Source organism: Hymenobacter sp. 102 (assembly GCF_049949205.1).
Lineage (GTDB): Bacteria > Bacteroidota > Bacteroidia > Cytophagales > Hymenobacteraceae > Hymenobacter.
The window spans coordinates 5,138,913-5,165,802 of record NZ_CP188172.1 but is presented as its reverse complement, the minus strand read 5'-3'; the positions used below and the strand labels follow the sequence as shown (position 1 = coordinate 5,165,802).

The 26,890-nt window shown below is 63.5% G+C and carries 32 protein-coding genes and 1 pseudogene; 28 read left to right on the top strand and 5 right to left on the bottom strand.

Going from position 1 to position 26,890, the window contains the following annotated elements:
- Positions 1-225 precede the first annotated feature (225 nt).
- From ACN19L_RS22615 to ACN19L_RS22570, 10 genes are read left to right on the top strand one after another with little or no spacing between them, the layout of a single operon-like run.
- Positions 226-1,218 carry a hypothetical protein gene (locus tag ACN19L_RS22615; protein ID WP_426491529.1) on the top strand — a complete coding sequence of 331 codons (993 nt, stop codon included), beginning with the start codon at positions 226-228 and terminating at the stop codon, positions 1,216-1,218.
- Positions 1,215-2,318 (top strand): hypothetical protein, encoded by a 1,104-nt coding sequence (locus ACN19L_RS22610; RefSeq protein WP_426491495.1) that lies wholly within the window; start codon positions 1,215-1,217, stop codon positions 2,316-2,318. The genes ACN19L_RS22615 and ACN19L_RS22610 overlap by 4 nt, the downstream gene beginning before the upstream one ends.
- Before the next feature lie 12 nt (positions 2,319-2,330).
- Positions 2,331-3,008, top strand: coding sequence for a hypothetical protein (locus ACN19L_RS22605; protein ID WP_190786153.1), 678 nt, complete (start codon positions 2,331-2,333; stop codon positions 3,006-3,008).
- 28 nt (positions 3,009-3,036) lie between these two features.
- Positions 3,037-3,162 (top strand): hypothetical protein, encoded by a 126-nt coding sequence (locus ACN19L_RS22600; protein WP_426491528.1) that lies wholly within the window; start codon positions 3,037-3,039, stop codon positions 3,160-3,162.
- Positions 3,159-4,085, top strand: coding sequence for a hypothetical protein (locus ACN19L_RS22595; RefSeq protein WP_426491527.1), 927 nt, complete (start codon positions 3,159-3,161; stop codon positions 4,083-4,085). The genes ACN19L_RS22600 and ACN19L_RS22595 overlap by 4 nt, the downstream gene beginning before the upstream one ends.
- Complete coding sequence (locus ACN19L_RS22590) at positions 4,036-4,242, top strand: hypothetical protein (protein WP_426491526.1); 207 nt, start codon at positions 4,036-4,038, stop codon at positions 4,240-4,242. Before ACN19L_RS22595 ends, ACN19L_RS22590 begins: the two co-directional genes overlap by 50 nt.
- A complete protein-coding gene (locus ACN19L_RS22585) occupies positions 4,239-4,892 on the top strand; it encodes a hypothetical protein (RefSeq protein WP_426491525.1) in 654 nt (217 codons plus the stop codon). Before ACN19L_RS22590 ends, ACN19L_RS22585 begins: the two co-directional genes overlap by 4 nt.
- A gap of 34 nt (positions 4,893-4,926) precedes the next feature.
- Positions 4,927-5,361, top strand: coding sequence for a hypothetical protein (locus tag ACN19L_RS22580; RefSeq protein ID WP_426491524.1), 435 nt, complete (start codon positions 4,927-4,929; stop codon positions 5,359-5,361).
- Positions 5,300-6,169 carry a conjugative transposon protein TraM gene (gene traM, locus ACN19L_RS22575; RefSeq protein WP_426491523.1) on the top strand — a complete coding sequence of 290 codons (870 nt, stop codon included), beginning with the start codon at positions 5,300-5,302 and terminating at the stop codon, positions 6,167-6,169. Before ACN19L_RS22580 ends, traM begins: the two co-directional genes overlap by 62 nt.
- Positions 6,170-6,191: 22 nt before the next feature.
- Positions 6,192-7,070, top strand: coding sequence for a hypothetical protein (locus ACN19L_RS22570; RefSeq protein ID WP_190786149.1), 879 nt, complete (start codon positions 6,192-6,194; stop codon positions 7,068-7,070).
- Between the two features lie 61 nt (positions 7,071-7,131).
- Here the strand turns inward: ACN19L_RS22570 and ACN19L_RS22565 are convergent, their stop codons facing one another.
- The 5 genes from ACN19L_RS22565 to ACN19L_RS22545 all read right to left on the bottom strand — a co-directional run bounded on the left by ACN19L_RS22565 (position 7,132) and on the right by ACN19L_RS22545 (position 12,051).
- Positions 7,132-7,665 (bottom strand): DUF6122 family protein, encoded by a 534-nt coding sequence (locus tag ACN19L_RS22565; protein WP_426491494.1) that lies wholly within the window; start codon positions 7,663-7,665, stop codon positions 7,132-7,134.
- 388 nt (positions 7,666-8,053) lie between these two features.
- Positions 8,054-8,647 (bottom strand): DUF305 domain-containing protein, encoded by a 594-nt coding sequence (locus tag ACN19L_RS22560; protein ID WP_426491493.1) that lies wholly within the window; start codon positions 8,645-8,647, stop codon positions 8,054-8,056.
- Between the two features lie 194 nt (positions 8,648-8,841).
- On the bottom strand, positions 8,842-9,387 hold the full coding sequence (locus ACN19L_RS22555) for a helix-turn-helix domain-containing protein (RefSeq protein WP_426491522.1): 546 nt from the start codon (positions 9,385-9,387) through the stop codon (positions 8,842-8,844).
- A 9-nt stretch (positions 9,388-9,396) separates the two neighbouring features.
- The gene (locus ACN19L_RS22550) at positions 9,397-9,774 is read right to left on the bottom strand and encodes a cupredoxin domain-containing protein (protein WP_215139129.1); all 378 of its coding nucleotides are present in this window, start codon (positions 9,772-9,774) and stop codon (positions 9,397-9,399) included.
- A 3-nt stretch (positions 9,775-9,777) separates the two neighbouring features.
- Positions 9,778-12,051, bottom strand: a complete 2,274-nt coding sequence (locus ACN19L_RS22545) for a heavy metal translocating P-type ATPase (RefSeq protein WP_426491492.1) — start codon at positions 12,049-12,051, stop codon at positions 9,778-9,780.
- A 378-nt stretch (positions 12,052-12,429) separates the two neighbouring features.
- Between ACN19L_RS22545 and ACN19L_RS22540 the strand changes: the two genes are divergently transcribed.
- The 18 genes and pseudogenes from ACN19L_RS22540 to ACN19L_RS22455 all read left to right on the top strand — a co-directional run bounded on the left by ACN19L_RS22540 (position 12,430) and on the right by ACN19L_RS22455 (position 26,890).
- Positions 12,430-12,909, top strand: a complete 480-nt coding sequence (locus ACN19L_RS22540; protein ID WP_426491521.1) for a hypothetical protein — start codon at positions 12,430-12,432, stop codon at positions 12,907-12,909.
- Positions 12,910-13,051: 142 nt separating this feature from the next.
- On the top strand, positions 13,052-13,183 hold the full coding sequence (locus ACN19L_RS22535) for a hypothetical protein (RefSeq protein WP_262898883.1): 132 nt from the start codon (positions 13,052-13,054) through the stop codon (positions 13,181-13,183).
- Between the two features lie 68 nt (positions 13,184-13,251).
- Positions 13,252-14,199, top strand: coding sequence for a heavy metal-binding domain-containing protein (locus tag ACN19L_RS22530; RefSeq protein ID WP_426491490.1), 948 nt, complete (start codon positions 13,252-13,254; stop codon positions 14,197-14,199).
- Between the two features lie 59 nt (positions 14,200-14,258).
- Entirely contained in the window at positions 14,259-14,981 is a 723-nt protein-coding gene (locus tag ACN19L_RS22525; protein ID WP_215139133.1) for a DUF305 domain-containing protein, read from the top strand.
- A 224-nt stretch (positions 14,982-15,205) separates the two neighbouring features.
- Positions 15,206-15,574: a heavy metal-binding domain-containing protein gene (locus ACN19L_RS22520; protein ID WP_426491520.1), complete on the top strand. Its 369-nt coding sequence runs from the start codon at positions 15,206-15,208 to the stop codon at positions 15,572-15,574.
- A gap of 116 nt (positions 15,575-15,690) precedes the next feature.
- Positions 15,691-16,920: a TolC family protein gene (locus tag ACN19L_RS22515; RefSeq protein WP_426493620.1), complete on the top strand. Its 1,230-nt coding sequence runs from the start codon at positions 15,691-15,693 to the stop codon at positions 16,918-16,920.
- A gap of 1 nt (position 16,921) precedes the next feature.
- Positions 16,922-17,545 carry a hypothetical protein gene (locus ACN19L_RS22510; protein WP_426491519.1) on the top strand — a complete coding sequence of 208 codons (624 nt, stop codon included), beginning with the start codon at positions 16,922-16,924 and terminating at the stop codon, positions 17,543-17,545.
- 12 nt (positions 17,546-17,557) lie between these two features.
- Entirely contained in the window at positions 17,558-18,526 is a 969-nt protein-coding gene (locus ACN19L_RS22505) for an efflux RND transporter periplasmic adaptor subunit (protein ID WP_426491518.1), read from the top strand.
- Positions 18,499-18,702 carry a hypothetical protein gene (locus ACN19L_RS22500; RefSeq protein ID WP_426491517.1) on the top strand — a complete coding sequence of 68 codons (204 nt, stop codon included), beginning with the start codon at positions 18,499-18,501 and terminating at the stop codon, positions 18,700-18,702. The genes ACN19L_RS22505 and ACN19L_RS22500 overlap by 28 nt, the downstream gene beginning before the upstream one ends.
- A gap of 225 nt (positions 18,703-18,927) precedes the next feature.
- Entirely contained in the window at positions 18,928-19,242 is a 315-nt protein-coding gene (locus ACN19L_RS22495) for a hypothetical protein (RefSeq protein WP_426491516.1), read from the top strand.
- A gap of 95 nt (positions 19,243-19,337) precedes the next feature.
- Positions 19,338-22,558: pseudogene (locus tag ACN19L_RS22490) on the top strand (efflux RND transporter permease subunit).
- A gap of 3 nt (positions 22,559-22,561) precedes the next feature.
- Complete coding sequence (locus tag ACN19L_RS22485; RefSeq protein ID WP_111480612.1) at positions 22,562-22,873, top strand: DUF6122 family protein; 312 nt, start codon at positions 22,562-22,564, stop codon at positions 22,871-22,873.
- Between the two features lie 12 nt (positions 22,874-22,885).
- Positions 22,886-23,515: a helix-turn-helix domain-containing protein gene (locus tag ACN19L_RS22480; protein ID WP_426491484.1), complete on the top strand. Its 630-nt coding sequence runs from the start codon at positions 22,886-22,888 to the stop codon at positions 23,513-23,515.
- Positions 23,516-23,600: 85 nt separating this feature from the next.
- Entirely contained in the window at positions 23,601-23,936 is a 336-nt protein-coding gene (locus ACN19L_RS22475) for a four-helix bundle copper-binding protein (protein WP_111480614.1), read from the top strand.
- Between the two features lie 162 nt (positions 23,937-24,098).
- Positions 24,099-24,743: a hypothetical protein gene (locus ACN19L_RS22470; protein ID WP_426491482.1), complete on the top strand. Its 645-nt coding sequence runs from the start codon at positions 24,099-24,101 to the stop codon at positions 24,741-24,743.
- Between the two features lie 158 nt (positions 24,744-24,901).
- Entirely contained in the window at positions 24,902-25,108 is a 207-nt protein-coding gene (locus ACN19L_RS22465) for a heavy-metal-associated domain-containing protein (RefSeq protein ID WP_111480615.1), read from the top strand.
- A 95-nt stretch (positions 25,109-25,203) separates the two neighbouring features.
- Complete coding sequence (locus tag ACN19L_RS22460) at positions 25,204-25,401, top strand: hypothetical protein (protein ID WP_073289192.1); 198 nt, start codon at positions 25,204-25,206, stop codon at positions 25,399-25,401.
- Positions 25,402-25,702: 301 nt separating this feature from the next.
- Positions 25,703-26,890, top strand: a complete 1,188-nt coding sequence (locus ACN19L_RS22455) for a DUF2231 domain-containing protein (protein WP_190786136.1) — start codon at positions 25,703-25,705, stop codon at positions 26,888-26,890.

Here is a 26,890-nt window from a genome sequence, read left to right as displayed (position 1 = left end):
CCAATTTCATGCACCAAAAATGCCTTGGGGTAATCGAGTTAATGCATTCAAACTGCGATTTGCCCAGTCGAATAGGGCGAAAACGGTCCCTGGCACTATTCCGACGAGAAGCTCAACTTCCACCTGGCCCTGCTGGCCGCGCTCTGGAAGGGCGGCAAGGACCGCGCCCTGAGCAAGAGTGAGCGCACCATCCTTTCGCGCTTTCTGACCGGCTACTACCACGATTTGAACCTGCACGAGCGGCTGGGCCAGTCGGACGAGGAGTTTCCCGGAATGGAAAGCTTTTATAGGTACGTGCAGCGCTACGACCAGTGGATGCGGGCCGAAACGCCCGCGCCCGGGGAGGGCGACGCCACGGATGAAAGCATCGCGGTGCTGGCTCTGCAGCGGGCCCAGTACCAGACCGACATGAAGTACATCGACATGCACGAGTTCTTCCTCGTGCTGGGCGAGTTCGTGTCGGGCGGGCGCTACGCCAAGGTGCTCAACTCCACCCGCGAGGCCCAGCTAAGCCAGTACCCGCTTATCTGCTTTGACCTGGCCCGGGTAAAAACGGACCCCACGCTCTACCCGGTGGTGGCCATGCTCATCACCGAGCTGAGTTTGGACCTGTTCCGGCAGTTTCCCGATGCCGTGAAGTACATCGCCCTCGACGAGGCCTGGGCGCTGCTTTCGGGTGTGCTCGAGGAGTTCATCGTCTCGATGTACCGCACCATCCGCAAAACCAACGGCTCCATCACCATCATCACCCAGGGCATTCAGGAAATCATCGACTCGCCCATCGGCTACACGCTGATTGACAACTCCAGCACCAAAATCATCCTGCGCCACTCCAACGAGGCTTCGCTCAACCGCCTGCAGGCGCCGCTGGGCCTCACCGGGCACGAGATGGATTTGATTCGCTCGGTGCGCTCGACCGACTCGTTCCGGGAGTTCTTCATCAAGCAGGGAGCCCAGGCCAAGGTGTACGCGCTCGAAGCCTCGCCCCAGCTCGACGCCGTGCTGACCTCGCGGCCGGCCGAGCGCAACTATCTCAACCAGCTCGTGCGCCACTACCAGCGCCAGCGGCCGGTGGAAGTGCGCGACGCGCTGGGCAACCTGGTACGCGACGCCGACGGGCGGCCCACCTACACCACCGTTACCGAGCAGCGGCTGGACTTTGCCGTCGACCAGTTCGTGGAAGAAAAGCGCAAGCGCAAGGGGGCGCTGTCGGCATGAGTGGTGCGCTTTTTCTGCTGGTCGGCATGGACCTGGACACCGACTTTATCACGGCCGCCGACGGGGCCCTGCGCAAGGTGCTGCAGGCCTGCCAGCTCTACCTGATTCCGCCCTTTCTCTCGGTAGCGCTACTCTACACCGTGGGCCGTGGCTACCTGCAGGGCGGGCAGTTGCGCATGGACTTCTCGCCCCTGCTCAAGGCCCTGTTCGTGTACTTCATCCTGTTCTTCTACCGGGACTTCATGGACTTGCTTGGCGGGGCCATTGGGGCGTTTTCCAGCCTAGTAGCGCCGGACGAGCCGGGATTTATCGCCCAGTCCTTGCGAAGCCTGACAAACCCGGTCGGCTCGCCGGCCATTCAACCTGACCAGGCCACTAATACCGCGGGGTTTGTAAACGAGCAGATAAGCAACATCTCCTCCACCTTCGACAAGCTGACCCGGTTCTCGCTTATAAACCTGCTCACCGAGCTATTCACCACCAGTACCGTGGCGCTGATTCGGCAGCTGCTGGTCATGATTCGCCAGTACATCGTGGCTTTTTTGTACGTGGGAGGGCCTATTGCCATCTGCCTTTCGGCCTTGCCTCCCTTTGCACAGCTAGGCAAACAGTGGCTGCAGAATTTCATGGCCGTTCAGTTCTGGTCCCTGACCTACTCGCTGCTGGACACCATTTATGCAAACTATGCGGCTACCCGCCCAGGCACTGGTAATGTGCTCATGCCCACAGGACTGACGCCAAGTGCTTACGCTGATGATTTAACCTACTTGATTAACTCTATCGGTTTCGTCATCCTCTACTGCATGGTGCCTTGGCTGACGAGCTTCCTTATCGGCTCCTCAGCAGTGCAGGGCTTCGTGGGCATGTTTACCGGAGCCGTAGCCGGGGCTGCTGGGGCAGTTAGCGGGGTAGTATTCCCCGGCGCCTACGGCGGTGGGGCAAGTGGCGCACTGGGTCGCAAAATGGGCTTTGGACCAGATAAATCGGGCGGAGGCAGTTCCGGTGGGTCCTCGGCCAGCGCTTCTGCGCCATCCGCCTCGTCAGAGTTGCCCACTATATCCTCAGCCGACTCGGGCGCGCCAACGCGCCGTCGGCGCTAACCCTTCTTTCCAATGAAATACCTTCTCATCAGCATGCTGAGTGCCTCGGCGTTTCTTACAGCTTGCAAAAACGACAATGAAGCCGCAGCCGACGCTCTACAGCAAGTAGCCAAGGCAGCGGCTAATTCACCAGAAGCGAAAGCGCGGCAGGCAGCCTGGAAGCTTGCCACAACGCGCCCACCAGCATTACCTAATGGCTCACCCGCTAATCTTCGTCCAGCAGTCGAGCAGCTACTGCCTAAAGAGGGCTACCTGAAGCTGATATCAGTCAAGCAAACCAGAGCCGCACAACCGGGAATTATGGCGCTGCCAGTCCTGTGGCGGCATGTAAAAGCTGATTACCCGACCGTAGCCCCTGGCTACCGCCTGCCTTTCGAAGCAGTATTGGAATGGCGACCAACGGGCTATGCCAAGGGAGAAAAGGTCCCCGCCGTCCTTGCCTTGCGCACCCCTGAAGCGCCTGATACGCTGGGCACCTTCGCCCTCCTGGAGCCTGGAGCCACGATTCCCGGGCAATCACAGCAGACTCCAACACTTGTGAAGCCCGGCCAGGGAGTGACTGTTCGGGGAGTCCTGTACGCTTATGCGACGACCCCAAACGCTAGCCAGCAGCCAAGCCTAATCCTCTATCCCTACCAAAACCCATTAGGGCCGCCTGACCCGCGCAAAATGGTCTACCTGACCCTCTAAGCGCGGGCATTGGGGCAAAAAGTCCCGGTTGACTCAGCCCCTTTCATCCTCCAACTTCTTCGACTTACCTATGAACTCAGTCCAAGACCTGAACAAGACGTTTATCACCATGCGCACGATGGCGCTGGCTGCCCTCGCCCTGCTGGGGTGGTGACAGTGGCCTCCGGTGCGCTGCTCTACCGCGCCTACGAATCCACAGGCCAGCGCGTGTACGTGGTGAGTGACACCGGCTCCTTCTCGGCCCAGATTGGCCGCGGCGCGGGGCACACGCCCTTCGAGGCCCGCAACCTGGTCAAGACCTTCCTGCTGACCATGTTCGGCCACGACCAGTACTCCTTCAAGCACAACCTCGATGCGGGCCTGCCCCTGATTGAAGAGCGCGGCGGGCGTTTTCTGTTTGAGAGCTTCCAGCGCGGGCAGGTGCTGCAGAACTACATCCGCTACGGCGCCCGCCAGGCCGTGACCGTGGACAGCATCCACCTGGACATGAACCACCGACCCATCACCGGCCGCGCCTACATCAAGCAGACGGTGTTCATCGGCGACCAGCAAAGCCAGAGCAAGCCCCTGGGCGCCAAGTTTGCCCTCGTCGAAACCGACCGCTCGGATGCCAACCCCTTCGGGCTGCTCATTACCGACTTCGACTTCATCGCCTACAACCCGCCTGTCTCGCAGGAAGAGAAAGACCAGCTGCGCGACCAGGAGCAGGCCCGGCAGCGCAAGCTGCGCGAAGAAGCCGAAGCCGCCGGCGTGCCCTGCCGCAACCCGCCCCCACGACGCCTGCCCCCGCCGCTCAACCTGCCCAGTAAGCTACCTCTATCCCCTTCTTATGCGTTTCCCCTTCTCCTTTGCTTCCTGCGCGCTGCTGGCGCTTTTACCCGGCCTGTCGCAAGCGCAGACCCTTGCTTCGACTGCCACGCGTCCTGCCGGCGTGCAAACCCCGCATCCGGCCAACGTAGCGCCGAAAATGCAGCTGGAAATCGCCGTTTCCGACTCCTCCACCACGTACCTGGTCTTTCCGGGGCCGGTGTCGCTGGTCGACGTGGGCCAGGCGCCGCACTACCTGGTCAAGATTGAAAGCAACGCCGTGTTCGTGCGGGCCAGGCGCCGCAACCCGCCGCCCACGCCCATTCTGGTGCGCTACGGCTCGCGCTACTGGATGGGGCACCTGGTGTACACCCACCGGCCGGTGCTGCAGCTCTACGACTTTCAGGACGGCGGCGCCTGGGCGTGAGCGCCGGCGGCAAGGCCCGCAACGGCGCCGGCGTGGATGACGCGCTGGCCCTGAACCAGGGCCACGACAAGCGCGAGCTGGCCGAGGCGCGCCTGGCTAAGCTGGCCACCGCCAAGCACGCCGATTCCAGCGGGCTACGCACGGCCGATAACGACCTGGTGCTTTCGCTGGCCAACGTGCGCAACGACAAAGACTTCACCTACCTGCGCCTGAAGCTGCGCAATACCACCACCATCGACTACGCGGTGGATTTTACCGACTTCGAGCTGGTGGAAAACTCGCGCAAGAAGTTTCTGGGCAAGAAGAAGAACGAGGCCCGGCGGCCCCTGGCGCCCGCCGGCGGGCCGAAAGCCAGACCATCCCGGCCCGGGCTACGGGCTACCTGCTTTACGCCGTGCCGCTGTATGCGGCCACCGACCGGGGCCACCTTGAAATCACCTTGCGCGAGAAGTTCGGGGCCCGGGTGCTGGTGCTCAAAGTCCCCAGCAAAGTCATCAACACGGCGGCCGCCATTTAATCCTTTCCTCTCATGTCCGAGCACAACATGCAGCCGGTGTATCCTGCCGGCGACAACCCCAGTACCGAACCGCAACCGGCCTCCGGCTCTGCTTCTGCCCCTGCTACTTCCGCTACGCCCCGCCCCTCGATAGGGAGCTGGCCCGCCGGCACTGGCTGCCCCTGCTCGTGGGCATCGGCATGCTGACGGCGGTGACGCTGTTTTTCTACGCCCGCTCCCTTTCCCAGGAAGTAGCGCAGCAGGCCAGCCCCGTGGCGGCTACCTCTCAAAATTTGGAGCCCACGATTGCGCCCGCCACGCCCGAAGCGGCCCCGGCGCCCACGGACGTGCTGGAGCAAAAGCAGGCGGCTGCGCGACAGGCCGGCGTGCAGACCCTGGGCACCGTTCCCTCCCGGACCAATTGGCCGGCGGCATGGCGGTCGATACGGTGGGGCAAGCCGCTTTGCCGCACGGCCTTGGCCGCCGCGGAGCGTCAGGCCCGGGCCGCAGCCAACCGGGCGGCGCTACCGCCCCCTGATTCCACGGAAGTAACAGCAGTGGATGCGCAGACCGGTGCCTACCGGGCCGCGCATCCCGGTGGTGCAGGCCAGCTACCGGGGTAGCAGTGCCAGTGTCGACCCGCGTCGGCGTTTGCGGGCTGCGGCCCGGCCCCGCACGGCGCCCGACGGGGTGCCCTACGAGCAAAACGACGACGTGCTGGACATGCTCGACGCAGCCCCTGCCGCCTCCCGCGCCTCGTACGAGCAGATGACCGGGCGCCGCTATTTCGACCGGCGGGCTGCCCTCCGGGCCAGCGGGGCGTCTGGTGCCGCGGCAAACAACGCTTCGGGCTACGATGCCTTTGGCACTATTAAAGCCGGCTATTTCCGGTATGCCCCCGATAATCAGGCGCAGCTGCTGCCGGACATTTTCTACAAGGCCGTTATCAACGGGGAGCAGAAGATTCGGACTGGTTCCGTCGTGCTGTTGCGCCTCGTCGAGGATGCCGTTATCAGCGGGCAGACCTTTCCTAAGAACCTGGTATTTGCCGGCGTGGCCAGCGTCGAGACCAACCATGTGGCCATCCGCATCTCCCGGCTGGGCCCTACCCGGGTAACCGCCGACATCTACGACTACCATTACCTGCCGGGGTTGATGATTGACCCGCAGAAGCGCCAGCCGCTGCCCGCGGCTGACAATCCCCTCAACGATGCCCGCTCCATCGGTGCCCAGGAAGTGGGCATGGCCATTGACCGCTCGGCCTCGGCTGCTAATTCGGTAGTGGGCGTGGGGGGCCGGGTGGCGGCCGCGATGGTGGGCCGGGCATCGACACCCCGCCAGAAGCTGCGCGACGTGCGTCTGCCCGATGGCTACCCCGTGCTCATCACCACGGGCGCGACGGATGCCGGCGCGCCGACGGCCAGCAATTAAACCTTACTTTAGCTCTTCAGCCATGAAAAAGGGACTGTTTGTTGTGGTCCTGGCCGTTCTGGCCGGCACCACTTCCTACTTCGCTTCGGCTCAGATGGTCGTCAACGACCCGCCGCACATGGGCATCCACATCGGCCAGTTTGCCAAGCAGCTCAAGCAATGGGTCGAGACCGTCAAGAACTACCAGGTCATCAAGGACGCCCGGCAGATTGCCGGTGTCACTCGCGACATCACGGGTCAGGTAAAGCAGTTAACTTCCGAGGGGCTGGAGCTGCAGCGGCAGATTCAGGCCGACCTGCGCAAAGTAGCATCGGTGAAGGATTTGCGCTACGCCAACCCCTTGGAGCTGTTTGGCCGGGGCATGGCCATGAACACCAGCTCGCAGCCCGACTACATGCCGCCGGTGAACAAGGCCCGGCGCCTGCGCCAGGCGCTGCAGGGTCGCACTGAGCAGGACGTTGAAACGGTATACCAAGCCTTTTCCGGGCTGGATATCGGCCGCAACGGGGCCCAGTCCTTTACCTACCGTGACTATAAGAACATGCGGGAAGAAGCCTTCGCTTCGGCATACGCCTACGAGGAAGTGCTCAAGAAAAAGAACGTCGAAACGGCCTTCAACTACCAGAAGATTGCCGACGAGATGACTGCCCAAAGCGTGGAGCTCATGGCCACGTTGAAGAACCCGGGCCGCTATTCCATGACCGAGGCCGAGCGCCTGCGCGCCATGGGGCAGGCCAACGACAACATGGTAAAAGCCCTGCAGCTGCGCCAGGAAGCTGACCGGCTGATTCACGAAGCGGGCAAGCCCGGGCCGGCACGACAGGCGGTGGAAGGCGCTTACCGGGACCAGCTGCTGCAGAATCAGCTGTTAAAAAGCATTAGTCGCTCGGGAAGGTTCTAGCGACAATTCTGAATCGGGCCACTTAGGCAACAGCCCGCTCAATCTCCCGTCTCGTCCCAGCTTACTCGACCACCTCAAGGCCCAGCAGCTTCCGCACCCCGTTGTACAAGCGACGAATACGGGAGTTCCGGTAGCAGTCCTGGCAGTGGCTGAAGTTCCACAAGCAGTCCACCGTATCCGTGAACATGTGGAAAAGCAAGCCGACAGCGACAATTTGCGTTGCCGGCCACAGGAGCAGCAGCGCATACACCGGTATGATATGAAAGGAGTGCAACGGATGGTACCCCACGCTGCAGCGCAACGGGTCGAAGATGGGTTTTGCCAGCAGGTGGTCCAGGTCAATGGCCATTGTGGCCAACATAACCAGGTAAGCAGTCTGCCACACCAAGGGAAAAAACACCAGCGCCAACACGAGCGGAAAAACAAAGTGCAGGCCATAATGGACCAGCGTTTGGGCGCTGAAGAGCTTGGGGGAGGCAAACTGGCCGGGCCCGGGCGGGGCCATCGGCCGGATGGCGCTGCTTGCGGTATCTGCGGGCGTTGCTTTGGCCTGCCTGCTGCCCGGCCCGACTGCCGGTTTCTTCTTCTTGGCCACGCGGTCCCGCGTGCCGGAAGACGTAGCGCGCTCTTCTGCCTTTACCCGCCCCTGCTGGGTAGTGGGCTGCTCCCGGGCGGGGGTGACTGCCGCTGTATCACCGTGCTGGGCCTGTGGCGGGTGGTGGTACCCGGGGGCGGCCGAAAACTTGGGGACGACAGCCGATGACCGGCAACCGGCTAAGACCACACCGGTTGCCAAGACTAGAATGAGGCGGAAAGCAGGTAGTGCGAGCATGGGGGTTGTTAGGGCCACGTAGCGGGCGACGGTGGCCACCTCGGCCGGTAGCGGACTCAGGCCGCCGGATAGTGCTCTTGGCCACCCACCGTACCCTAAAAGCAAAAAGGCAGCTCCGCGAGAGCTGCCTTTTTTGTGGCTAAGCCAAGACCTAGCGGTTGCGCGTGAGCCAGTTCTGCAGGACGCCAATCTCCTGGCGCTGGTCGGCGATGATGGCCTGCGCCAACTGGCGCATCGTGGCGTTGCGGCCGTGCTGGAGCAACGCCTCCGAGTTGTCGATGGCCGCCTGGTGGTGGTCAATCATCATCTGGGCGTAGTCCACGTCGGTGCGCATGGTCATGGTGCGCGCGTTGCTCGCGGCCATCATGCGGTCCATGTTGGTTTTCTGGATTTGGTTGAACTGCGGTACCAGCGGCTGCGTGGGCTGGTGGCTGCTCAGGAACGAGTTGAACTGCGTGATTTCGGCGCGTTGCTTGGTGATGACGTCCTGGGCGATGGTTTTCATCTCCTGGTTGCTGCCCGCGCGAAGTTCTTCCTCGCTCATCTTGATGGCCGCGTCGTGGTGTAGCACCATCTGGGCGGCAAAGTCGTGGTCGGGGTCCTGGGTCTTGGCCTGCGCGTCCATCTGCGTCATCATGTCCATCATGATTTTCATCAGCGGAGTGTCGTGCTTCATGTCGTCCATGTCATGGTCTTTGCAGGCCGAAAACAAGGAAACCAGCACTAGCAGAGACAAAATAGGCAAACGGAATAAGCGGTTCATGCGCACGGTCGGTGGGGTCTGGTGGTGAACAATATAAACGCCCGGGCTACCCGCCCGGTTTTTACACCGTTGGCCTTTTTGCTTGCATAATTTCCGCGGCTACAGCAGCGAGTCCAGGCTGCGCCGGGCATGGCTGGCGGGTCCGAGCCGTTGAAATTCCGAGGGCGTCAGGCCCGTCACCTGCCCAAACTGCCGCGAGAGGTGGGCCGGGAGCTGTAGCCCAGCTGCCCCGCCACCTGGGCAATGGTCAGCTCGCCGTAGCCGATGAGCTCCTTGGCGCGCTCCACCTTCTGGCGGATGATGAACTTCTCAATGGTCAGGCCTTCCTCGGAGGAGAACAGGTGCGATAGGTAATGGTAGTCGCGCCCCAGGTGCTGAACCAGGTAATCCGAGTAGGTGAGCAGGCGGGGGCCCGGCTCGGGATAATGAATGAGCGTCACCAGCAGGGTTTTAATCTGCTCCACGAGTTGGGCCCGCGGGTCTTCGAGCAGGGCAAAGCCCGCTGCCAGCAGGCTGGCGCGCACGGGCTCCAGGTCCGGCGCCTGACCATCGGCAGTGGTCACGTCGGCCTCGCCCAGCACCACGCGCTGCACCTGCAAACCCAGGGCCGTCAGGTCTTCCGTCACCACCCGGATGCACTGGGGGCAGACCATGTTCTTAATCAGCAGCCGGTGGGTGCCGGGGGCAGGCAGCGTGAAGCCGGAGCGGAGTTGGGAGTTCATGAGCGGCATCTATTTTACGACCAGGCTACCGCGCAGCATGCCCATGCCGCAGGTAAACGTAAAGGTACCGGCCTGCTGGGGCAGCAGCTCCACCAGCGTCGTCTTGAAAGCCGGCAGGTCGCGGCGGATGCTGAAGTCGGGCATGAGCAGTTCCTCCGAGCAGCTGTTCTCCTCGTCCCGGTAAAAGCTCAGCTGCACGGGCTTGCCGCGCTCCACTTCGATGACGTCGGGCGAATAGCCGCCCTTGACGGTGATGTCCACTTCCTGCACCCCGCTGGAGGTAGAAACGGCCGCAGCCGTCTGGCGGGCGGAAAAGAAGAAGTACCAGATAACAAAAGCCGATAGGGCCAGGCCCGTCAGCGTCACGATGATTTCGGCGGTATCCATGGCTTAGTTCTTAGCGGGGGAGAAGCTGCGCAGCCGCAGCGAGTTGGTGAGCACCGACACCGAGCTCAGGGCCATGGCCCCGGCCGCGAGCATGGGCGAGAGCAAAATGCCGAAGAAGGGGTAGAGCAGCCCCGCCGCCACCGGAATGCCCAGCGTGTTGTAGATGAAGGCGAAAAACAGGTTTTGCTTAATAGTGCGGATGGTCTGGCGCGAGAGCTCAATGGCCGTGACCACGCCCTGCAAATCCGAGCGCATGAGCGTGATGCCCGCCGCTTCCATGGCCACGTCAGTGCCGCCGCCCATGGCCAAACCGATGTCGGCCTGGGCCAGGGCCGGCGCGTCGTTGATGCCGTCGCCGACCATAGCCACGATGCGCCCTTCGGCCTGCAGCTCCTTGACTTTGCCGGCCTTACCACTGGGCAGCACCTCGGCGAAGTAGCGCATGATGCCCACCTGCGCGGCTACCTGGGCCGCCGTCTGGGGGTTGTCGCCCGTCATCATCACCACCTCGATGCCCATGGCCTGCAGCCGCTTGATGGCGGCGGCCGACGTCTCGCGCACGGTGTCGGCCACGCCGACGAGGCCCACGGCCTGCTGGTCAACGGCGACATACAGTACGGTCTTGGCCTGGGCCAGCAACTCATCGGCCTGCCGGCGCACAGCCGGCGAAAGGCTGATACCCGCCTCATCCAGCAGGCGGAAGTTGCCGATGAGCACGGCCTGCCCGTTCACCGATGCCTGCGCTCCTTTGCCCTCGATGGCCTGAAAACCGGTGGCCGGAATGGCCGGGGCCTGCTGGGCATCGGCGTAGCGCACCACGGCTTCGGCCAGCGGGTGCTCGCTCTGCCGCTCCACGGCGGCCACTACCTGCAGCAGTTGGGCCGCGTCCTGTCCCTCGGCGGGCACAAAGTCCGTCACGGCCGGTTCGCCGCGGGTGATGGTGCCGGTCTTGTCGAGCAGCACGGTATTTACCTGGTGGGCTTTTTCCAGGGCCTCGGCGTTGCGAATCAGCACGCCGTGCTCGGCGCCCTTGCCGGTGCTGACCATGATAGCCGTGGGCGTGGCCAAACCTAAAGCACAAGGACAAGCAATGATGAGCACGGCCACGAAGTTGACCAAGGCCAGCGGCAGGCGGGCTTCCACGGGGGCCAGGTCAAACCAGAGCACGAACGTGAGGATGGCGATGACCACCACGGTGGGCACGAAGATGGCGCTGACCTTATCGGCCAGCCGCTGGATGGGGGCACGGCTGCCCTGGGCGTCTTCCACCAGCTTCACAATCTGCGAGAGCATGGTATCAGCCCCCACCTTGGTCACCCGGAAGCGGAAAGAGCCCGTCTTGTTGAGCGTGGCGCCGAATACCGGGTCCCCGGTCTTCTTTTCCACCGGCAGGCTTTCGCCCGTGAGCATGGCCTCGTCCACGGCCGAGCGGCCTTCTTCAATAACGCCGTCGGTAGCTACCTTCTCGCCGGGGCGCACCACGACGAGGTCGCCCAGCTGCACCTGCTCGATGGGCACGTCCACCTCCTGGCCGTCGGGCCGCACCACCCGGGCCGTTTTGGCCTGCAAGCCCATCAGCGCCTTGATAGCGGCCGACGTTTGCGTCTTGGCCCGCAGCTCCAGCACTTTGCCCAGCAGAATCAGGGCAATGATGGTGGCCGTGGTATCATAGTACACCTCGGGCATGAGGCCCCGGCGCATAAACCAGCCCGGCACCACGGTGGCCGCCAGGCTGTACAGAAAGGCAGCCCCGGTGCCCACGGCAATCAGCGTGTCCATGTTGGCGGCGCGGTGCTTGAAGCCGTTCCAGGCCGAGGTAAAGAATTCGCGCCCACTGTAAAGCAGCACCGGCAGGGTCAGCACCAAGAGGCCGTAGTTCAGCCAGTGCATATTCACGCGGGCCATCATCGCGGGCCAGAGCATGAGCATGCTCAGGGGCATGATGATAATGGCCAGCACCGTGGCTACCCAGAAGCGGCGCTTGAGCTTGACGTAAGCGAGGGCCTTTTGCTGGTCAATTTCCGCTTGCCGGTCGGCGGCGCTGGTGTCTGGCGCGCGCTCGGTTACGCCGTAGCCGGCGTTGACCACGGCCTCTTTTAAGGTGGCCGGGGTGGCCTGGGCGGGCAGGTATTCAATCGTCGCTTTTTCGGTAGCGAAGTTGACCATGGCCCGCTGCACCCCGGGCGTGCGGGTCAGGGACTTCTCAACGAAGGACGCGCACGAGGCGCAGGTCATGCCTTCAATGTCGAGGGTTTCGGTTTTGGTCGTTGGTTCCATAAAAAATAAGCAGCTGTAGTGCTGCATTGGGCCGGGAAACCCAAGGCTCCCTAGGCTAGAAAGTACAGTACAAAGGAACGGCGCCCCTGCGGCGGGGTTAGTACGGAATCTCACCCGAAACTTGCATAATTTGCACGTTGCAGGTGGGCAAGGGATTTACATAATCCGGCCGAAGGCTTGCATAATTTTGCGCTGCTTGCCGGGGCTTTTTCCCTGACTGCCGCCTAAAACAGCCTGGTGGCCATTTGCGGTCCTTTTTCGCAGGTTAAGCGGCCACCCACAGGAACGGCCCGGAAACTCTTTATTTAGAAATGGGGTAGATAAGCGGTACCGCCTTTTCGTGGAGAAGTCTACTTTTGCGGTTGCTTAGCGCCTGTCATGTTCCGTAGCCTGTTCCCCTTCCGCCGTTTGCTGGCGACGAGCTTCCTGCTCGTCTTCGTCAACGTGTTCGTGGGCCAGTGCTACTGCGCCACCCTGAACCCGGTGCTGGCCGCACCCGCGCCGGTGGCGAAAGTCATTGCCGTAGAGAAGACTACGCATCCCGGCTGCCACGGTCACGACAAAGCCACGGCAAAGCAGCAACCCACCAAGACCAAGCAGGACCATGCCCAGCACAACTCCAAGCCCGTGGGCAAGGATGACTGCTGCAAGGACAACTCGGCTGCTATCCTTAAGTCCCTCACCACGCCGGCTGAAAAGCAGCTGATGACACCCGCGCCGGCCTTGTTGCCGGCCAGCAGCGACTTCTTTTCCGGCCCGCTGCCGGGCAGTGGGACCGCACCCACTCGGTCGTTCTGGTGCTCCGCGAGCACCTGCCCCCCAAAATACCCGATATCCGCATCTTTATTCAGTCCCTGACGGTCTGATTGATTTGACGCGCCCAAGGCTCGCCCTGGCATAGCTCTGCTATGTCCGGGGCGGGCCTTTGCATTGTCGTGTCCGCCCGGCGCTTAGCTGCCCCCTCCCTCCTTCATCTTCCTGGTTTTACCCTCGCCTGACAATGAAAAGTTGTTGCGAAGAAGCCGGCGCACCCGCCCCCCAAGGCCCGGTTCGCCGCCTGCTGTCCTACCTGCTCTACGCCGCGGTAGCTGCCGGGCTGGGCTTCGTGCTCTGGCAGCAGTGGCAGGCCTAGCCGTCCGGCAGCAGCGCCCCGGACTACTGGATATAGTCTCCCCATCAGTTTAACCCCATTCCCCTTTTATGTACCGCATACCGCTTTCCCTGCTGGCTTTGGCTGGCCTGCTCACCGCCAGCAGCTGCTCGTCCGAAACCGAGTCCAGCAAAACCACCGACACCGTCACCACGCCCACCAACGGCCCGGCCGAAGGCACCGCCGAGCACGGCGGGGGCCACACCTACGCCTGCCCCATGCACCCCGAGGTGACCAGCACCAAAGAGGGCGACAAGTGCCCCAAGTGCGGCATGAACCTGGAGCACAACGACAAGGTGGCCAACGGCAAAACTTACGAAATGAAGCTGGTGCCCACGCCCACGCAGGTGACGGCCGGGCAGCCCACCACGCTGGCCTTCACGCCGGTGGAAACGGGCAAGGGCTCGGCTCCCGTGCCCCTGGACGTGGTGCACGAGAAGAAGATTCACCTCATCATCGTCAGCAAGGACCTGGGCCAGTTCTACCACGAGCACCCCGAGTACACGGCTGAGGGCGACTACAAGGTGAAGTACACCTTCCCCAAGGGCGGCGACTACGTGCTGTTTCAGGACTATACGCCTACCGGCTCAGGCCACCAGCTCGGCCGCCAGCCCCTCACCGTGAAGGGCACGGCGTATGCGCCGGTCAAGTTCAAGAACGACGACATGCAGTGGGAGAAGGACGGCTATAAGGCCACCCTCGCCTTCGACAAAGACCTGAAAGTGGGCCAGCTGCTGGGTATGAAAATCAACATCAGCAAGGACGGCCAGCCGGTGATGGACCTCGCCAACTACCTCGGCGCGCTGGGCCACGTGGTGGTCATCAGCGAGGACACCGAGCAGTACCTGCACGTGCATCCCAACGACCAGGCCGACAAGGGCCCGAACATCGGCTTCAACACCAACTTCGAAAAGCCCGGCCTCTACCGCGTGTTCCTCCAGTTTAACCACGCCGGTAAGATTCACACCGGTGACTTCACCATCAACGTGAAGGCCTAGCGTGGGGGCTGGCTCCCTTCCGGCTTGCCTCTCTTTCTTCAACTAACCCAACCACACCCATGAAAAAGTCCGCTTTTTTCCTCGCAGCCCTCTGCTCGGGCTCCCTGCTGGTTGCCAGCTGCAACAGCGACAAGGCCGCCGATTCGACGGCTACCACCACCGAAACGACCACCGCCGAGGGCACCGCCTCCGGTGACATGGCCGGCATGGACCACTCCGCCGGGGCTACGGGCAGCGCCGCGGCCGGCGACTCGCCCCAACTGGTGGCCATGAACGAGATGATGCAGAAGATGCACGCCAGCAAGCCCAAGGGCAACACCGACCACGACTTCGCCCACCACATGCTGGAGCACCACAAGGGCGCGGTTGTCATGGCCGACATTCAGCTGCGCGACGGCAAAGACGCCACCATGCGCCAGATGGCCGAGAAAATCAAAGCCGACCAGCAAAAGGAAATCGCCGAGCTGGAAGCCGCGGCCACCCGCCTCGACAATGCCCCGACCAATTACAAGCCCAACGACCCCACCGACCCCTTCACCAGCAAGATGAAGGCCTCGATGGACGCCATGATGCCGATGCCAAAAAGCGTGGCAGACCCGGACATGAACTTCAACATGCTCATGACCATGCACCACCAGAGCGCCGTGGACATGGCCAAGGCCGAGCTGGCCCACGGCAAGGACACCAAGCTCAAGCAAATGGCTCAGCAGATAATCGACGCCCAGGAGAAGGAAATAGCTGCCTTCAAGGACTGGCACAATAAGAACGCCGACAAAATGTAGCCCACCGGCTACCCCATTCCAACCACTCACATCCCCCTCCCCATGAAGATTTCGCAAATTCTCGCCGCCGCCCTGTTGCTCGCCGCCCCGCTCAACGTTGCCGCCCAGCACAGCCACAAGCCCGGCACCGCTGCCCACGGCCACAAAGCCGCCGGCGAAACCCACGCCCACAAATCCCCCACGGCGGAACGGTCCGCACGGCCGGCAAGTACCACCTCGAACTGGTGCAGCAAGCCGGGGAGGTGCACGTGTACCTGCTCGACGCCAACGAGAAAACCATGCCCCTGGACCGTTCCACCGGCACGGCCATGCTGCTGAGCACGGCGGGCAAAACCACCAGCGTGAAGCTGACGCCCACCGGCGACCATTTCGTGGCCGCCGTGCCCGCCGGCACTACCCTGCGCACGGCCATCGTGAGCCTGAAAGCCAACGGCAGCTCGCTCAGCGCCCGCTTTGAAAAGCTCGACGCGGCGGCCAAAGCCAGCAAGGCCACGGCCGCCGCCTACACCTGCCCCATGAACTGCGAAGGCTCGGCCAGCGACAAGCCCGGCAGCTGCCCGAAGTGCGGCATGGCCCTGGTGAAAAAGTCATAGACGTCGCCTGCTTTTCGGACGCCGGGCGTCCGGACCCGCTTCGTCCGGGTCGTCTGCCGCTGCAACGGTAGGCGGCCCGCTGGCTCGCTCTAACCTGATTATATGAAGTATCTGAAATTGAGAAGTGGCGTGCGTTTCCTGCTGGTTCTGGCCCTTTTGCTGGGATTAGGTTTCGAAGCTGCGCGCGCCCAAACCATCATCAGCCTGGACAGCGCCGAAGCCCAGACCCTGCGCCGGCACCCCGGCTGCGGCAGTCAACCCAGGAAATTGAGGAGCAGCGCGCCCTCAAGCGGGGCTCGTTTGCGCCCGCCAACCCGGACTTTCTGTTCTCGGCCCCTACCGGCGAGATGTGGGCCCCGGGCGTGGTGCAAACCATCGACCTGCCCAACGTCTACCGCCAGCAGCGGCGCGTGGCGCAGGCCGGCATTACCCTGGCCGAGCGCAACCGCGACGTGAGCCGGGCCAGCGTGCTGCGCGACACCCGCCTGGCGTACCTGACCCTGCAATTTGCTGAGGCCCAGGTGCGGCAGCTCACCTACCAGGACAGCTTGTTTCGAGTGCTGCGCCTGGCCACCGAGCGCCTGTTTACGGCCGGCGAAGTCACCTCGCTGCAGCGCATCAGCACCGACGCCGAAGCCCGGCAGGTGACCGTGCTGCTGCAGCAAGCCACCGCCGACCGGCAGGCCGCCCAGCGCCGCCTGGCCTTGCTGCTGGGCCGCCCCAGCGAAGCCTTGGCCACCAGCACCGACCTGGGCCGCACCGGCGCGGAGCTGGCCCAAACGGGCACTGCGCTGCTCGCGGGCCTGCCCACCGAGGACAGCACGGCCCTGGTGCGCAGCCCCACGCTGGCCGCCGCTGCCCAAAACGTAGCCCTGAGCCAGTCAGGCATCAGCCTGGTCCGGGCCCGGCGCACCCCGGCCCTCACGGTGGGCTACCAGAACCAGGCATTTGAGAATTCAGCCTTGAAATACCGCTTTCAATTCGGCCTGTCGGTGCCCATCTGGTTCTGGACCTACCGCTCCCAGCTGCAGGCGGCCACGGCCCGCTCCCAGGCCGCCGGCTACCAGCTGCAGGCCCAGCGCCTGGAGTTGAGTAGTCAGTACCAGCAGGCCCTGGCCGACACGCGCAAGTTCTCGGCCTCGCTGGGCTACTACGAGCAAACCGGGCTGCCGCAGTCGCGGGCCATCATCAGCCAGTCGCAGCGCCTGTTTCGGGCCGGCGAAGTAAGCTACCTGCAGCTCATCCTGAGCCTGAACCAGGCCTTTGCCATCCAGAATACCTACCTGACGACCATTCGGGACTACCGCCAGGCCCTCATCGAACTTAACTACCTGCGGGGTGAATAACATGAAACAACTCCTGATTTTGCTCCTGGGCCTGCTTGTGCTGAGCGGCACGGCCTACGCCCACGGGGGCGAGGACCACGGCGACGGGCCCAAGGCCGGCACGGCGGGCGCCACGTCCTTTTCCGTGGCCGCGCTCTCGGAACAGTTCGAGGCCTTGCTGCGCTACGAGCCCCTGGAAGGGGGTAAGCCCGCCGATTTGCGCCTGTTCCTCTCCGACTACGCCACCAACGCCCCGATCAAGGGCGCCAAGCTCACGCTCACCAACCCGGAAGATGCCAACCTGAAATGGGCCGTGAAAGAGCAGGAGCCGGGCGTGTACCTCGTCGAAGGCCAGTTTCCGGCCAACAAGGCTTACAGCTTCGCCCTCAACATCGTGGCGGGTGAGAAAGCCGATTTGCTCTTGCTCGAAGGCATCAAAGTAGGAGAGAAGCTGCCCGTCGCCGCGGCTCCCCACGCGGAGGCAACCGGGCTTTTTTCCTCCTGGAAAACCATCCTGGCCTTGGCCGGGGCCTTTGTGCTCGGCATCGTACTCACGGCCCTGCTCATGCGCCGCCGCCGTCCCGAGCCCGTGCCCCAGACTTCCGAGCAGGCGTTGACCGCCAGCCGCCGCACCCCCTTCCCTTAATGCTACCCCGATATGAAAACCAAGCATAAAATCCTGGCCGCTACGGCCGCCGCGGGACTGGTCCTGACGGTGCTGCTCCCTCCACCGGGTTTGGTGCAGGCCCACGGTGGCGAAGACCACGGTGGCACGGCCAAAGCCAGCACCGGCGTGGCCCTTTCCGACGAGGTACTGCTGCCCAAGGAAAGCCAGTTCCTGTTTCAGGTGCGCACCAACCTGGCCGCCTTTTCCACCACCTACAGCCGGGCCACGCTCTACGGCACGGTGTCGGCCGCGGCCGGGGGCGAGGGCCGCATCGTGGTGCCCCAAACCGGGCGCATCGTGAGCCTCGCCGCGCAGGTGGGCAAAACGGTGCGGGCCGGGCAGACCCTGGCCGTCATCGAGCAAACGCTGGACGCCACCCAGCAAATCGGGCTCAGCACCGAGCGGGCCAACGCCCAGGCCGAGCTGCGCGCCGCCCAGCAGGACTACGCCCGCCTGCAGAGCATCGCCGACATCGCCGCCCGCAAGGACGTGGTGGCCGCCGAGCTGCGCCTGCGCCAGGCCCGCCAGAACGCCAGCATCTACAACGGCCAGGCCCAGCAGCGCCGCGTGAGCATCACCTCGCCCGTGAGCGGCACCGTGGACGTGTTTAATCTCGCTGTCGGTCAACAAGTCAACCAGGGCGACGAGCTGTTTCGCGTCATCAACCCCGGCAAGCTGCGCGTCGAAGCCCAGGTGTTTGCCCAGGATCTGGACAAAGTCACGCCCGGGGCCGTGTTCCGGGTGGAAGGCCTGCAGGGCCAGGCCGGCGTGCCCGCCCGCCTGGTGGTGTTCAGCAACGTGGTGAACCCGGTCAACCAAGCCCGTCAGCTGGTGCTGGAGCTCGACGCCCAGCAGGGCAGCGCCTACCGCGCCGGCCAGGCCGTGAACGTGCAGGTCGTGGGCCAGACCGGCGGGGCAAGCCCCAGCTGGTGGTGCCCACCTCGGCCATCACCGATCTGAATGGCAAGCCCGTGGTGTTTGTGCACACCGAGCCCGAGCGGTTCAAGATTCGCTACGTGCAGCCCGGCGCCGTCAACGGCCAGCAGACCGTGCTGGTGCAGGGCGAAATCAACGAAAACGACCGGGTGGTCACCACCGGCACCTACCAGCTCAAATCCATTTACCTCAACCAATAAGTCCCGCTCCGCGGTGGCTTCTTTCTCCCTCCCCATGAAAAATCTTTTTGCTCTCGCGGTGCTGTCTGCCACGCTTCCCTTTGCCGCCGCCACGGCGCAAGCCCAGACAACTGCCGCGGCTGGTTCCGCCGATGAGGTGGCCGCGGGCGGTGCTGAGCAAGTACCAGCAGGCCGCAAAAGCTCGATACCACGGGCACGCACCGCCTCTTCACGGCCAACTCCCAGGTGTTCGAGTCGGGCGGGGTGGAAGGCTCCTACCGGCACTACGCCGAGCACCACCTGGCCCCGGAGCTCAAGGAGTTTAGCGCCTTCACCTTCAGCGACTACAAAGCCGCCGTGCAGGTAGACGGTCCTTATGCTTTTGCGACGGAAACCTACACCTACACCATTAACCTCAAGAAGGACCCCAAGGAGAAAGAGGCCAAGGCGCCCATCGTGCGCCGCGGGGTGGCCACGTCGGTGCTGCGCAAAAACGCCGCCGGCCAGTGGCAAATCATGAGCACCCACACCTCGGCCCGCACGCCCCGGGTCAAGAAATAAGACGCACAGGGCGTGCCCTGTCCGACCCACTGGCCCACCGGCCGGACTACACCGAAGTCGCCCTTGAGGCTCCTTCCACTTTGCGCTAATACCCCATGCTTGATAAGATAATTCGCTTTGCCCTGCAGAACCGGCTGCTGATGCTGGCCTTCGCCATGGGCCTCATCATTGCCGGTTCCTACACCGCCAGCCAGCTGCCGGTGGACGTGTTGCCCGACCTCGACCGCCCGCGCGTGACCGTGTTCCTGGAAGCGCCCGGCATGGCCCCGAGGAGGTGGAGGCCCTGGTGACGCTGCCCGTGGAAACGGCCCTGAACGGGGCCACCGGCGTGTCGGCCGTGCGCTCCAACTCGGCCATTGGCCTGGGCATGGTGTTCGTGGAGTTCGACTACGGCACCGACATTTTCACGGCCCGCCAGATTGTGAGCGAGAAGCTGCAGACCACGGGCGAGCAGCTGCCCCAGGGCATTACGCCGGTGCTGGGCCCCATTTCCTCGGTCATGGGCCAGATTATGCTGGTGGGCTTGTCGGGCGGCAAACAGACCAACGCCGCCGATTTGCGCACGCTGGCCAACTACACCGTGCGGCAGCGCCTGCTCAGCATTCCCGGCGTGGCCCAGGTCATTCCCATCGGCGGCGACAATTTGCAGTACCAAGTCCTGCTCGATATGCCCCGGCTCAATGCCACGGGCCTGACGGTAAACCAGGTGGAGGAAGCCCTGCGCCAGTCCAACCTGAACACGACGGGCAACTTCATTGACCGCAACGGCTCGGAGGTGCTCATCCGCAACCTGGGCCGGCTGCGCTCGGTGGCCGACATCGAAAACATCATTGTCGGCTACCGCGAGCAGTCTCCCATCCGGGTGGCCGACGTGGCCAAGGTGGAGTTCGGGGCCCGCTTCAAGCGGGGCGACGGCAGCGTGAACGGCCGGCCCGCCGTGATTCTGAGCATCGAGAAGCAGCCCGGCGCGGCCACGGTGGGCCTGACAGCAGCCGTGGAAAAAGCCCTGGTGGAGCTGAAGCCTTCTTTGCCCAAGGACGTGCAGGTGAACACGCGCTTGTTCAAGCAGTCGGAGTTTATCGAGTCCTCGATTACCAACGTCGAGGAAGCCTTGCGCGACGGGGCCATTCTGGTGGTTATCATCCTGTTTGCCTTTCTGCTGAACGTACGCACCACGTTTATTTCTTTGGTGGCCATTCCGCTCTCGCTGCTGGTCACGGCGCTGGTGTTTCGCTTTGCCGGCATCAGCATCAACACCATGACCCTCGGCGGCCTGGCCATTGCCATCGGCGAATTGGTCGACGACGCCATCGTGGACGTGGAAAACGTCTACCGGCGCCTGCGCGAAAACAAGCAGCTGCCGCACCCGCAGCCGGTGCTCAAGGTTATTTACAAGGCCAGCTCCGAAGTACGCAACTCCATTGTGTACGCCACCATCATCGTGGTGCTGGTGTTCCTGCCGCTGTTTGCCCTGGAAGGCATGGAAGGCCGCATTTTTGCGCCGCTGGGCATTGCCTACATCACCAGCATTGTGGCCTCGCTGTTCGTGTCGCTCACCGTCACGCCGGTGCTCTGCTACTACCTGCTGCCCAAAATGAAGCAGATGGACCACCCCGAAACCGACGGGGGCCTGGTGCGCTGGCTTAAGAAAAAAGATACTCGCCTGTTGGGTTGGGGCCTGCAGCATCCCAAGGCCATCCTTGGGGTAACCGGGGCGCTGTTCGTGGCGGCCATGGCGCTGATTCCGTTCTTCGGCACCGAGTTTCTGCCGCCCTTCAACGAAGGCTCGCTCACGGTCAACTTCTCGGCGCCCGCCGGCACCTCGCTGGCCGAGTCGAACCGCCTGGGCACGCTGGGCGAGCAGCAGATGCTTAAGATTCCGGAAGTGGCCTATACCGCCCGCCGCACCGGCCGCGCCGAATTGGACGAGCACGCCGAGTCGGTGAACAACTCGGAAATCGAAGTGGCCTTCAAAACGGAAGAGGAGTTGGAGAAGGAAGGCAAAACCATGCGCAGCCGCGACGAGATTCTGGCCGACATGCGGGAGAAGCTCAGCCTGATTACGGGCGTGAACGTCAACATCGGCCAGCCCATCTCCCACCGCCTCGACCACTTGCTGAGCGGGGTGCGCGCCCAAGTGGCCATCAAGGTTTTCGGCAACGATTTGCTGGAGTTGCGCCGCTACGCCAATGAGGTGCGCGCTGCCGCCAGCACGGTGCCCGGTGTGGTCGATTTGCAGGTAGAAAAGCAGGTGCAGATTCCCCAGCTGCTTATCCGGCCCCGCGACGAGGCCCTGCGCGCCTACGGCATGGAGCGCGGCGAGGTGGTGCGCGATTTGGAAACGCTCTTCCAGGGCGCCGTCGTCTCGCAGATGCTCGACGGGCAGAAGCGCTTTGACTTGGTGGTGAAGCTGCCCGAAGCCGAGCGCAACGACATCGCCGCCATCGGCCAGACCCGCGTCGAAACGCCCTCGGGCGCCATGGTTCCCCTAAGCCAGGTGGCAGAAGTGCTCTACGAGCCGGGCCCCAACACCGTGAACCACGAGAATACCCAACGCCGCATCACCATCTCCCTGAACGTAGCCGAGCGTGATTTGGGCTCGACGGTCAAGGAGATTCAAGCGAAGGTGAATTCGCAGGTGAAGCTGCCCCCCGGGTATTACCTCACCTACGGCGGCCAGTTTGAAAGCCAGCAGTCGGCCTCGCAGAAGATTCTCTGGTTGAGCCTGTTTTCGCTGGCCGGCATCTTCCTGGTGCTGTTCTCGCACTTTAAGTCCAGCTACATGGTAGGGCAGATTATGCTCAACATCCCCTTGGCCCTCATCGGCTCGGTGGTGGCGGTGCTGCTCACGGGCGGCACGTTCAGCATTGCCTCGCTGGTGGGCTTTATCACGCTTACCGGCATTGCCTCGCGCAACGGCATCATGATGATTTCGCACTACATCCACCTCGTGGAGCACGAGGGCGAGAAGTTCGGCATCCCCATGATTATCCGCGGTTCACTCGAACGCTTGGTGCCGGTGCTGATGACGGCCCTGGTAGCCGCGCTGGCCCTGGTGCCGCTTACCCTGGCCAAGGACGCGCCGGGCAAAGAAATCCTCTACCCGGTGGCCACCGTCATTCTCGGCGGTTTGCTTTCTTCCACGTTCCTCGACATCATCGTGACGCCCGTGGTCTTCTGGCTGGTGGGCGAAAAAGCGCTGGCGCAGTACTTCGCTTCCCACCAGGAAACGGGGTTGGATGACCACCCGCAGGAACTCGACGCGCAGCCGCTCACCCCGCCTTCGGATATGAATCCGGTGCTGCCCACCCGCTAGGCGATGCTGCACGCCTTTCTGCATATCACGGTGCCAGGGCTCTACGCCCTGGCCTTTCACCGCCCCCACTGGCGGCGGGTGTGGCTGGTGCTGGCCAGTGCCCTGCTGCTCGACCTGGACCACCTCTGGGCCACCCCCTTCTACGACCCGGGCCGCTGCAGCATCAACTTCCACACCTTTCACACCTACTGGGCCATCGGCGGCTACGTGCTACTGCTGCTACCCGCCCGCACGCGCATCTGGGCCGTGGGCTTCCTGCTGCACATGGTGCTGGACTACACCGAATGCTGGCAGCGCGGCATTTACCTGCCTTAACCTCGCTTGCTGATGCCTAATCGCTCCGCTTCTGCTTCGCCCACCACTGTGCTTTACATCAAGCACATGGTGTGCGCGCGCGGTATCCGGGTGGTTCGGCAGGAGCTGGAAGGGCTGGGCTTGCAGGTGCTCGACGTGCGCCTGGGGGCCGCCACGGTCGCCGGAGAGCCGGAAGACCTGGACTGGCCCCGCCTGCGGGCCACGCTGGAAGCAGCCCGGTTTGCGCTGCTCGAAACCTTTCACCAGACCTTGGTGGAACGGGTCAGCGTGGCCGTGAACCGCCTGTTGCGCGAGCCCGGCGAAAGCCTGCGGCACCGGGCATTCGGGGCGGCGGTGGCCCGTGAGCTGGACCTGACGTACGGGCAGCTGAGCGCGGCCTTTGCCCGCTTGGTGGGCGATAAGACGCTGGCGGCCTACATCCTGAGTCAGCGCCTGGCTTATGCGCAGGAGCTGCTGCTTTCTTCCTCCCTGAGCGTGGGCCTAATTGCCCGGCACCTGGGCTACACCAGCCTGGCGCACTTCTCCGGCCAATTCCGGCGCTTGGCCCACTGCTCGCCTTCCGCGTATCGCCGCCTGCTGCGCGCTGACATGGCGCCGGTTGTGGGGGATGAGGCGCCAAATCATGCAAGGGAAGAAGACTAATATGTAAAACCTTGGGCCACAGAGAAGGTATACTTAGGCAGCGACCCGGTTGGGTTGCCTTACTTGTTCACCTAACCCCTTTCCCATGCATACACAAAACCAAAGCCTGCTCGACGCCCTCAATGCCTGTATCGCCGCCTGTGAGCATTGTGCTACGGCCTGCCTGCAGGAAGACAATGTGAAGATGATGGCCCGCTGCGTGCTGTTGGACCGCGACTGTGCCGACATCTGCGCCCTCACCGCCCGCTTCACTGCCCGCGGCTCGGAGCACGCCGCCCATCTGCTACGCGAGTGCGCTGAAATCTGCAAGGCCTGCGCCGACGAGTGCGAGAAGCACGGCGCTCACTCCGAGCACTGCCGCCAGTGCGCCGAGGCCTGCCGCCGCTGCGAGCAGGCCTGCCGCCAGGGCATTGCTGCTTAAATATCCTCGATACCATGGGAAGCCAGCTCGTCGCGTACGGGCTGGCTTTTTCGTGGGCCCCGGTGTGTTAATTATGCTGGTTCGCGGCCTAATTCTGTACGCCGGGCCTGGGCGACACCCCTACTTTTGCGGGGTCCTTCACCCGCCCCAACTGCCTCGCTGATGACAATGGCTCCCGCCCTGCGCAAGTTCATGCTCACCGCCCACATCACGTTCTCGGTGGGCTGGCTCGGCGCCGTGGCCGTGTTCCTGGCCCTGGCCATCACCGGCCTGACCAGTTCTGATGCGTTGCTGGTGCGCACGGCCTACCTGGCCATGGGGCTGAGCGGCTGGTTTGTTATTGTGCCCTCCAGCCTGGCCGCGCTGGCCACCGGCGTGGTGCAGGCGCTGGGCACGCCCTGGGGCTTGTTTAAGCATTACTGGGTGCTGGTCAAGCTGGTGCTCACGGTAGCGGCCACGCTGCTGTTGCTGCTGCACATCCAGCCCATCGCCTACCTGGCCGAGGTAGCCGCCAAAGCCGACCTCTCGGCAACTGACCTGCGCGGGTTGCGCCTGCAGCTGCTGGCCGATGCCGCGGCCGCGCTGGTCGTGCTGCTGGCAGCCACCGCCATTTCGGTGTACAAGCCCTGGGGCCGCATTGGTAAGTGGCGGCTGCAAAAGCAGGCGCATGCCCAAGCCGTGGCCGCGGGCCACGCAACTGCTATGCCCACCCCCTGGGGCCGCTATTTGCTCATCGCCGGGCTGGTGCTGCTCCTACTCTTTGTCATCGGCAAACACTTGCTCGGCGGGGGCATGGGCCACCATTAAAGCTAGCGTGCGACGTGTCAGGCAGGCAAAGGGGGATTAGCTGCTACAAATCATGCAAGCCTGAAGCCTAATTGTGTACCCCTTCCCGGGCACGTGCCGCTACTTTTGGGTGTTTTAATTCCGAACCCGCCCACCACGGGCGCCACGCATTTACTCCCATGAAAACGCTCCAATTCAACACCAACATCAACTGCGGCGGCTGCATCAAAGCCGTAACGCCCACCCTCAACGGCGAGAAGGCAATTGCCTCCTGGCAGGTCGACACGGCCAACCCCAACAAGGTGCTCACCGTGACCGGCGACGTGACCGAGGAGCAGGTGCTGGCGCTCGTAGAAGATGCCGGCTTCAAGGCTGAAAAGGCTTAGACATTTTAATGAGTGCCACCCACGGAGTACGGACCGTGGCTGTTTGAACTACCCCACGGCCGTACCCGGCGGGCCCATCTTAACCACCAGAACCGATGAAACGCAAGATGATGATGTTCGGCGCCGCGGCGCTGCTCTCCGGCGGCGCCTTGTTTGGCTTCACCAGCCCAACCCCGACCGCGGCGGATTGTCCACTGAAGGGCACCCCCGATTGCCCGCTGGTGCAAAACTGCGCCCAGGCCGGCACTCCGGCCTGCACGGCGGGAGCCCCTAGCTGCTGCGCGGCCAAGTAAGCTGCCCACGCTCGTGTAAAACGCCCGGCCCCAGTAGGTCGGGCGTTTTTCGTTTTAGCGTTTCCTGGGACGGCCTGTAGTCAGGACCAGGTTGCTTGAAATTATGCAACCGTGCGGCCGTTTGCGTGTAAACATTGTCGCGGTTTGACTACGTATGGTACCCAACAGGGAAAGCAACGACCGCCTGGCTAGGACCAGTGGTCAGCGCGGCCTCTCCATTACCCATTGGGATTTGCCCCGGCACTGCTGCTTGCGGTCAGCCGGGGTTTTTCCGTGTACCGGCCTTGGCTCATTCGGCTCTATGTTTTCAGATTTTCCCAATCTGCACCCCCTGGTGGTGCACTTGCCCATTGTCCTGATACTGCTGGCTGCGGCATTGCAGGCCCTGCTGGTATTCAAGGACTGGCCCCAGGTGCGCTGGATTGCCTTGGCCGTGATGGCTGGGGGCTTTGCCGGGGCGGTGGCGGCCAGCACCGTGTTTCATGCGGCGGCAATTGGCCTTTCGCCCCGGGCAGCGGCCGTGTACGCGGCCCACGAGCAGTTCGCCGGCTACACCACCTGGCTCTCGGGCATCACGCTGCTATTGGCCGGCATCGGGTTTTACTTTAAGGTGCAGCGCCGGGCCTACGAGGTGCTGGTGCTGGTGGCAGCCGTGGCGGCGGCCGGCGCGCTTTCCGTGGCCGGGCACCGAGGTGCGCAGCTGGTGTACGTCGAGGGCGTGGGTCCCAAGGGCAACCTGCTCGATAAAAGCCACGGCCACGGCGGGGAGGATGCCATGCCCGGCATGGACATGCCGGCTTCCGAAGCGGACGCCCACAACGAGGAGGTTGGCCCAAGCGACGGGACTCGCCCACCATCAGTGGCTACGCCAGGTACCTCCCCGGCCAGCATGGAAGGCATGAACATGGGCCCCGGCCCGCAGGCCGCCCAGCTAGGTCAGCGCCGTCAACCCATGGAACAAATGGAAGGCATGAACATGCCCACCCAACGGCGCGGCGGCCAACCGCAGCCGGCGCCGGCAGGACGGGCCGCCCAGCAGGGAGCCATGGCCGATATGCCGGGGATGAACATGCCCGGGATGAGCACGCAACGTCCCTCCGGCCAAGGCAGCCCGCGCAAAGCGCCGCCCGCCCCGATGGACATGGGCAACATGCCCGGCATGGACATGGGTCCTGCCCGCTCGAAAAACACCTCCCCAAGCAAACCCGCCATAGGTACTATGAAAGGCATGGAAAACATGCCCGGCATGCAGCCCGCCGGCGGCCAAAAGCCTGTGACAACGCGCCAGCAGATGGACGATATGTCCGGAATGCCGGGCATGAAAAAGGGCGAGGCTATGCCCGGTATGGGCGATAGGAAGGGAATGGAGAAGCCCGGAACGGGCGCCATGCCGGGCATGCCGGGAATGGCCATGCCCAGCAGCCCCATGGATAAGTACCGGTTCGAGGACAACAACCCGGCCCGCAGCACCCCCAAACGCGACAAGTAA

Coding starts and splice junctions, on each gene's coding strand:
- ACN19L_RS22505 (WP_426491518.1), top strand. CDS start 17,558: ATGAAAACCAAGCATAAAATCCTGGCCGCTACGGCCGCCGCGGGACTG.
- ACN19L_RS22460 (WP_073289192.1), top strand. CDS start 25,204: ATGAAACGCAAGATGATGATGTTCGGCGCCGCGGCGCTGCTCTCCGGC.
- ACN19L_RS22455 (WP_190786136.1), top strand. CDS start 25,703: ATGTTTTCAGATTTTCCCAATCTGCACCCCCTGGTGGTGCACTTGCCC.
- ACN19L_RS22535 (WP_262898883.1), top strand. CDS start 13,052: ATGAAAAGTTGTTGCGAAGAAGCCGGCGCACCCGCCCCCCAAGGCCCG.
- ACN19L_RS22540 (WP_426491521.1), top strand. CDS start 12,430: ATGTTCCGTAGCCTGTTCCCCTTCCGCCGTTTGCTGGCGACGAGCTTC.
- ACN19L_RS22610 (WP_426491495.1), top strand. CDS start 1,215: ATGAGTGGTGCGCTTTTTCTGCTGGTCGGCATGGACCTGGACACCGAC.
- ACN19L_RS22475 (WP_111480614.1), top strand. CDS start 23,601: ATGCATACACAAAACCAAAGCCTGCTCGACGCCCTCAATGCCTGTATC.
- ACN19L_RS22465 (WP_111480615.1), top strand. CDS start 24,902: ATGAAAACGCTCCAATTCAACACCAACATCAACTGCGGCGGCTGCATC.
- ACN19L_RS22480 (WP_426491484.1), top strand. CDS start 22,886: ATGCCTAATCGCTCCGCTTCTGCTTCGCCCACCACTGTGCTTTACATC.
- ACN19L_RS22485 (WP_111480612.1), top strand. CDS start 22,562: ATGCTGCACGCCTTTCTGCATATCACGGTGCCAGGGCTCTACGCCCTG.
- ACN19L_RS22530 (WP_426491490.1), top strand. CDS start 13,252: ATGTACCGCATACCGCTTTCCCTGCTGGCTTTGGCTGGCCTGCTCACC.
- ACN19L_RS22510 (WP_426491519.1), top strand. CDS start 16,922: ATGAAACAACTCCTGATTTTGCTCCTGGGCCTGCTTGTGCTGAGCGGC.
- ACN19L_RS22605 (WP_190786153.1), top strand. CDS start 2,331: ATGAAATACCTTCTCATCAGCATGCTGAGTGCCTCGGCGTTTCTTACA.
- ACN19L_RS22525 (WP_215139133.1), top strand. CDS start 14,259: ATGAAAAAGTCCGCTTTTTTCCTCGCAGCCCTCTGCTCGGGCTCCCTG.
- ACN19L_RS22470 (WP_426491482.1), top strand. CDS start 24,099: ATGACAATGGCTCCCGCCCTGCGCAAGTTCATGCTCACCGCCCACATC.
- ACN19L_RS22545 (WP_426491492.1), bottom strand. CDS start 12,051: ATGGAACCAACGACCAAAACCGAAACCCTCGACATTGAAGGCATGACC.
- ACN19L_RS22555 (WP_426491522.1), bottom strand. CDS start 9,387: ATGAACTCCCAACTCCGCTCCGGCTTCACGCTGCCTGCCCCCGGCACC.
- ACN19L_RS22570 (WP_190786149.1), top strand. CDS start 6,192: ATGAAAAAGGGACTGTTTGTTGTGGTCCTGGCCGTTCTGGCCGGCACC.
- ACN19L_RS22550 (WP_215139129.1), bottom strand. CDS start 9,774: ATGGATACCGCCGAAATCATCGTGACGCTGACGGGCCTGGCCCTATCG.
- traM (WP_426491523.1), top strand. CDS start 5,300: ATGCGCAGACCGGTGCCTACCGGGCCGCGCATCCCGGTGGTGCAGGCC.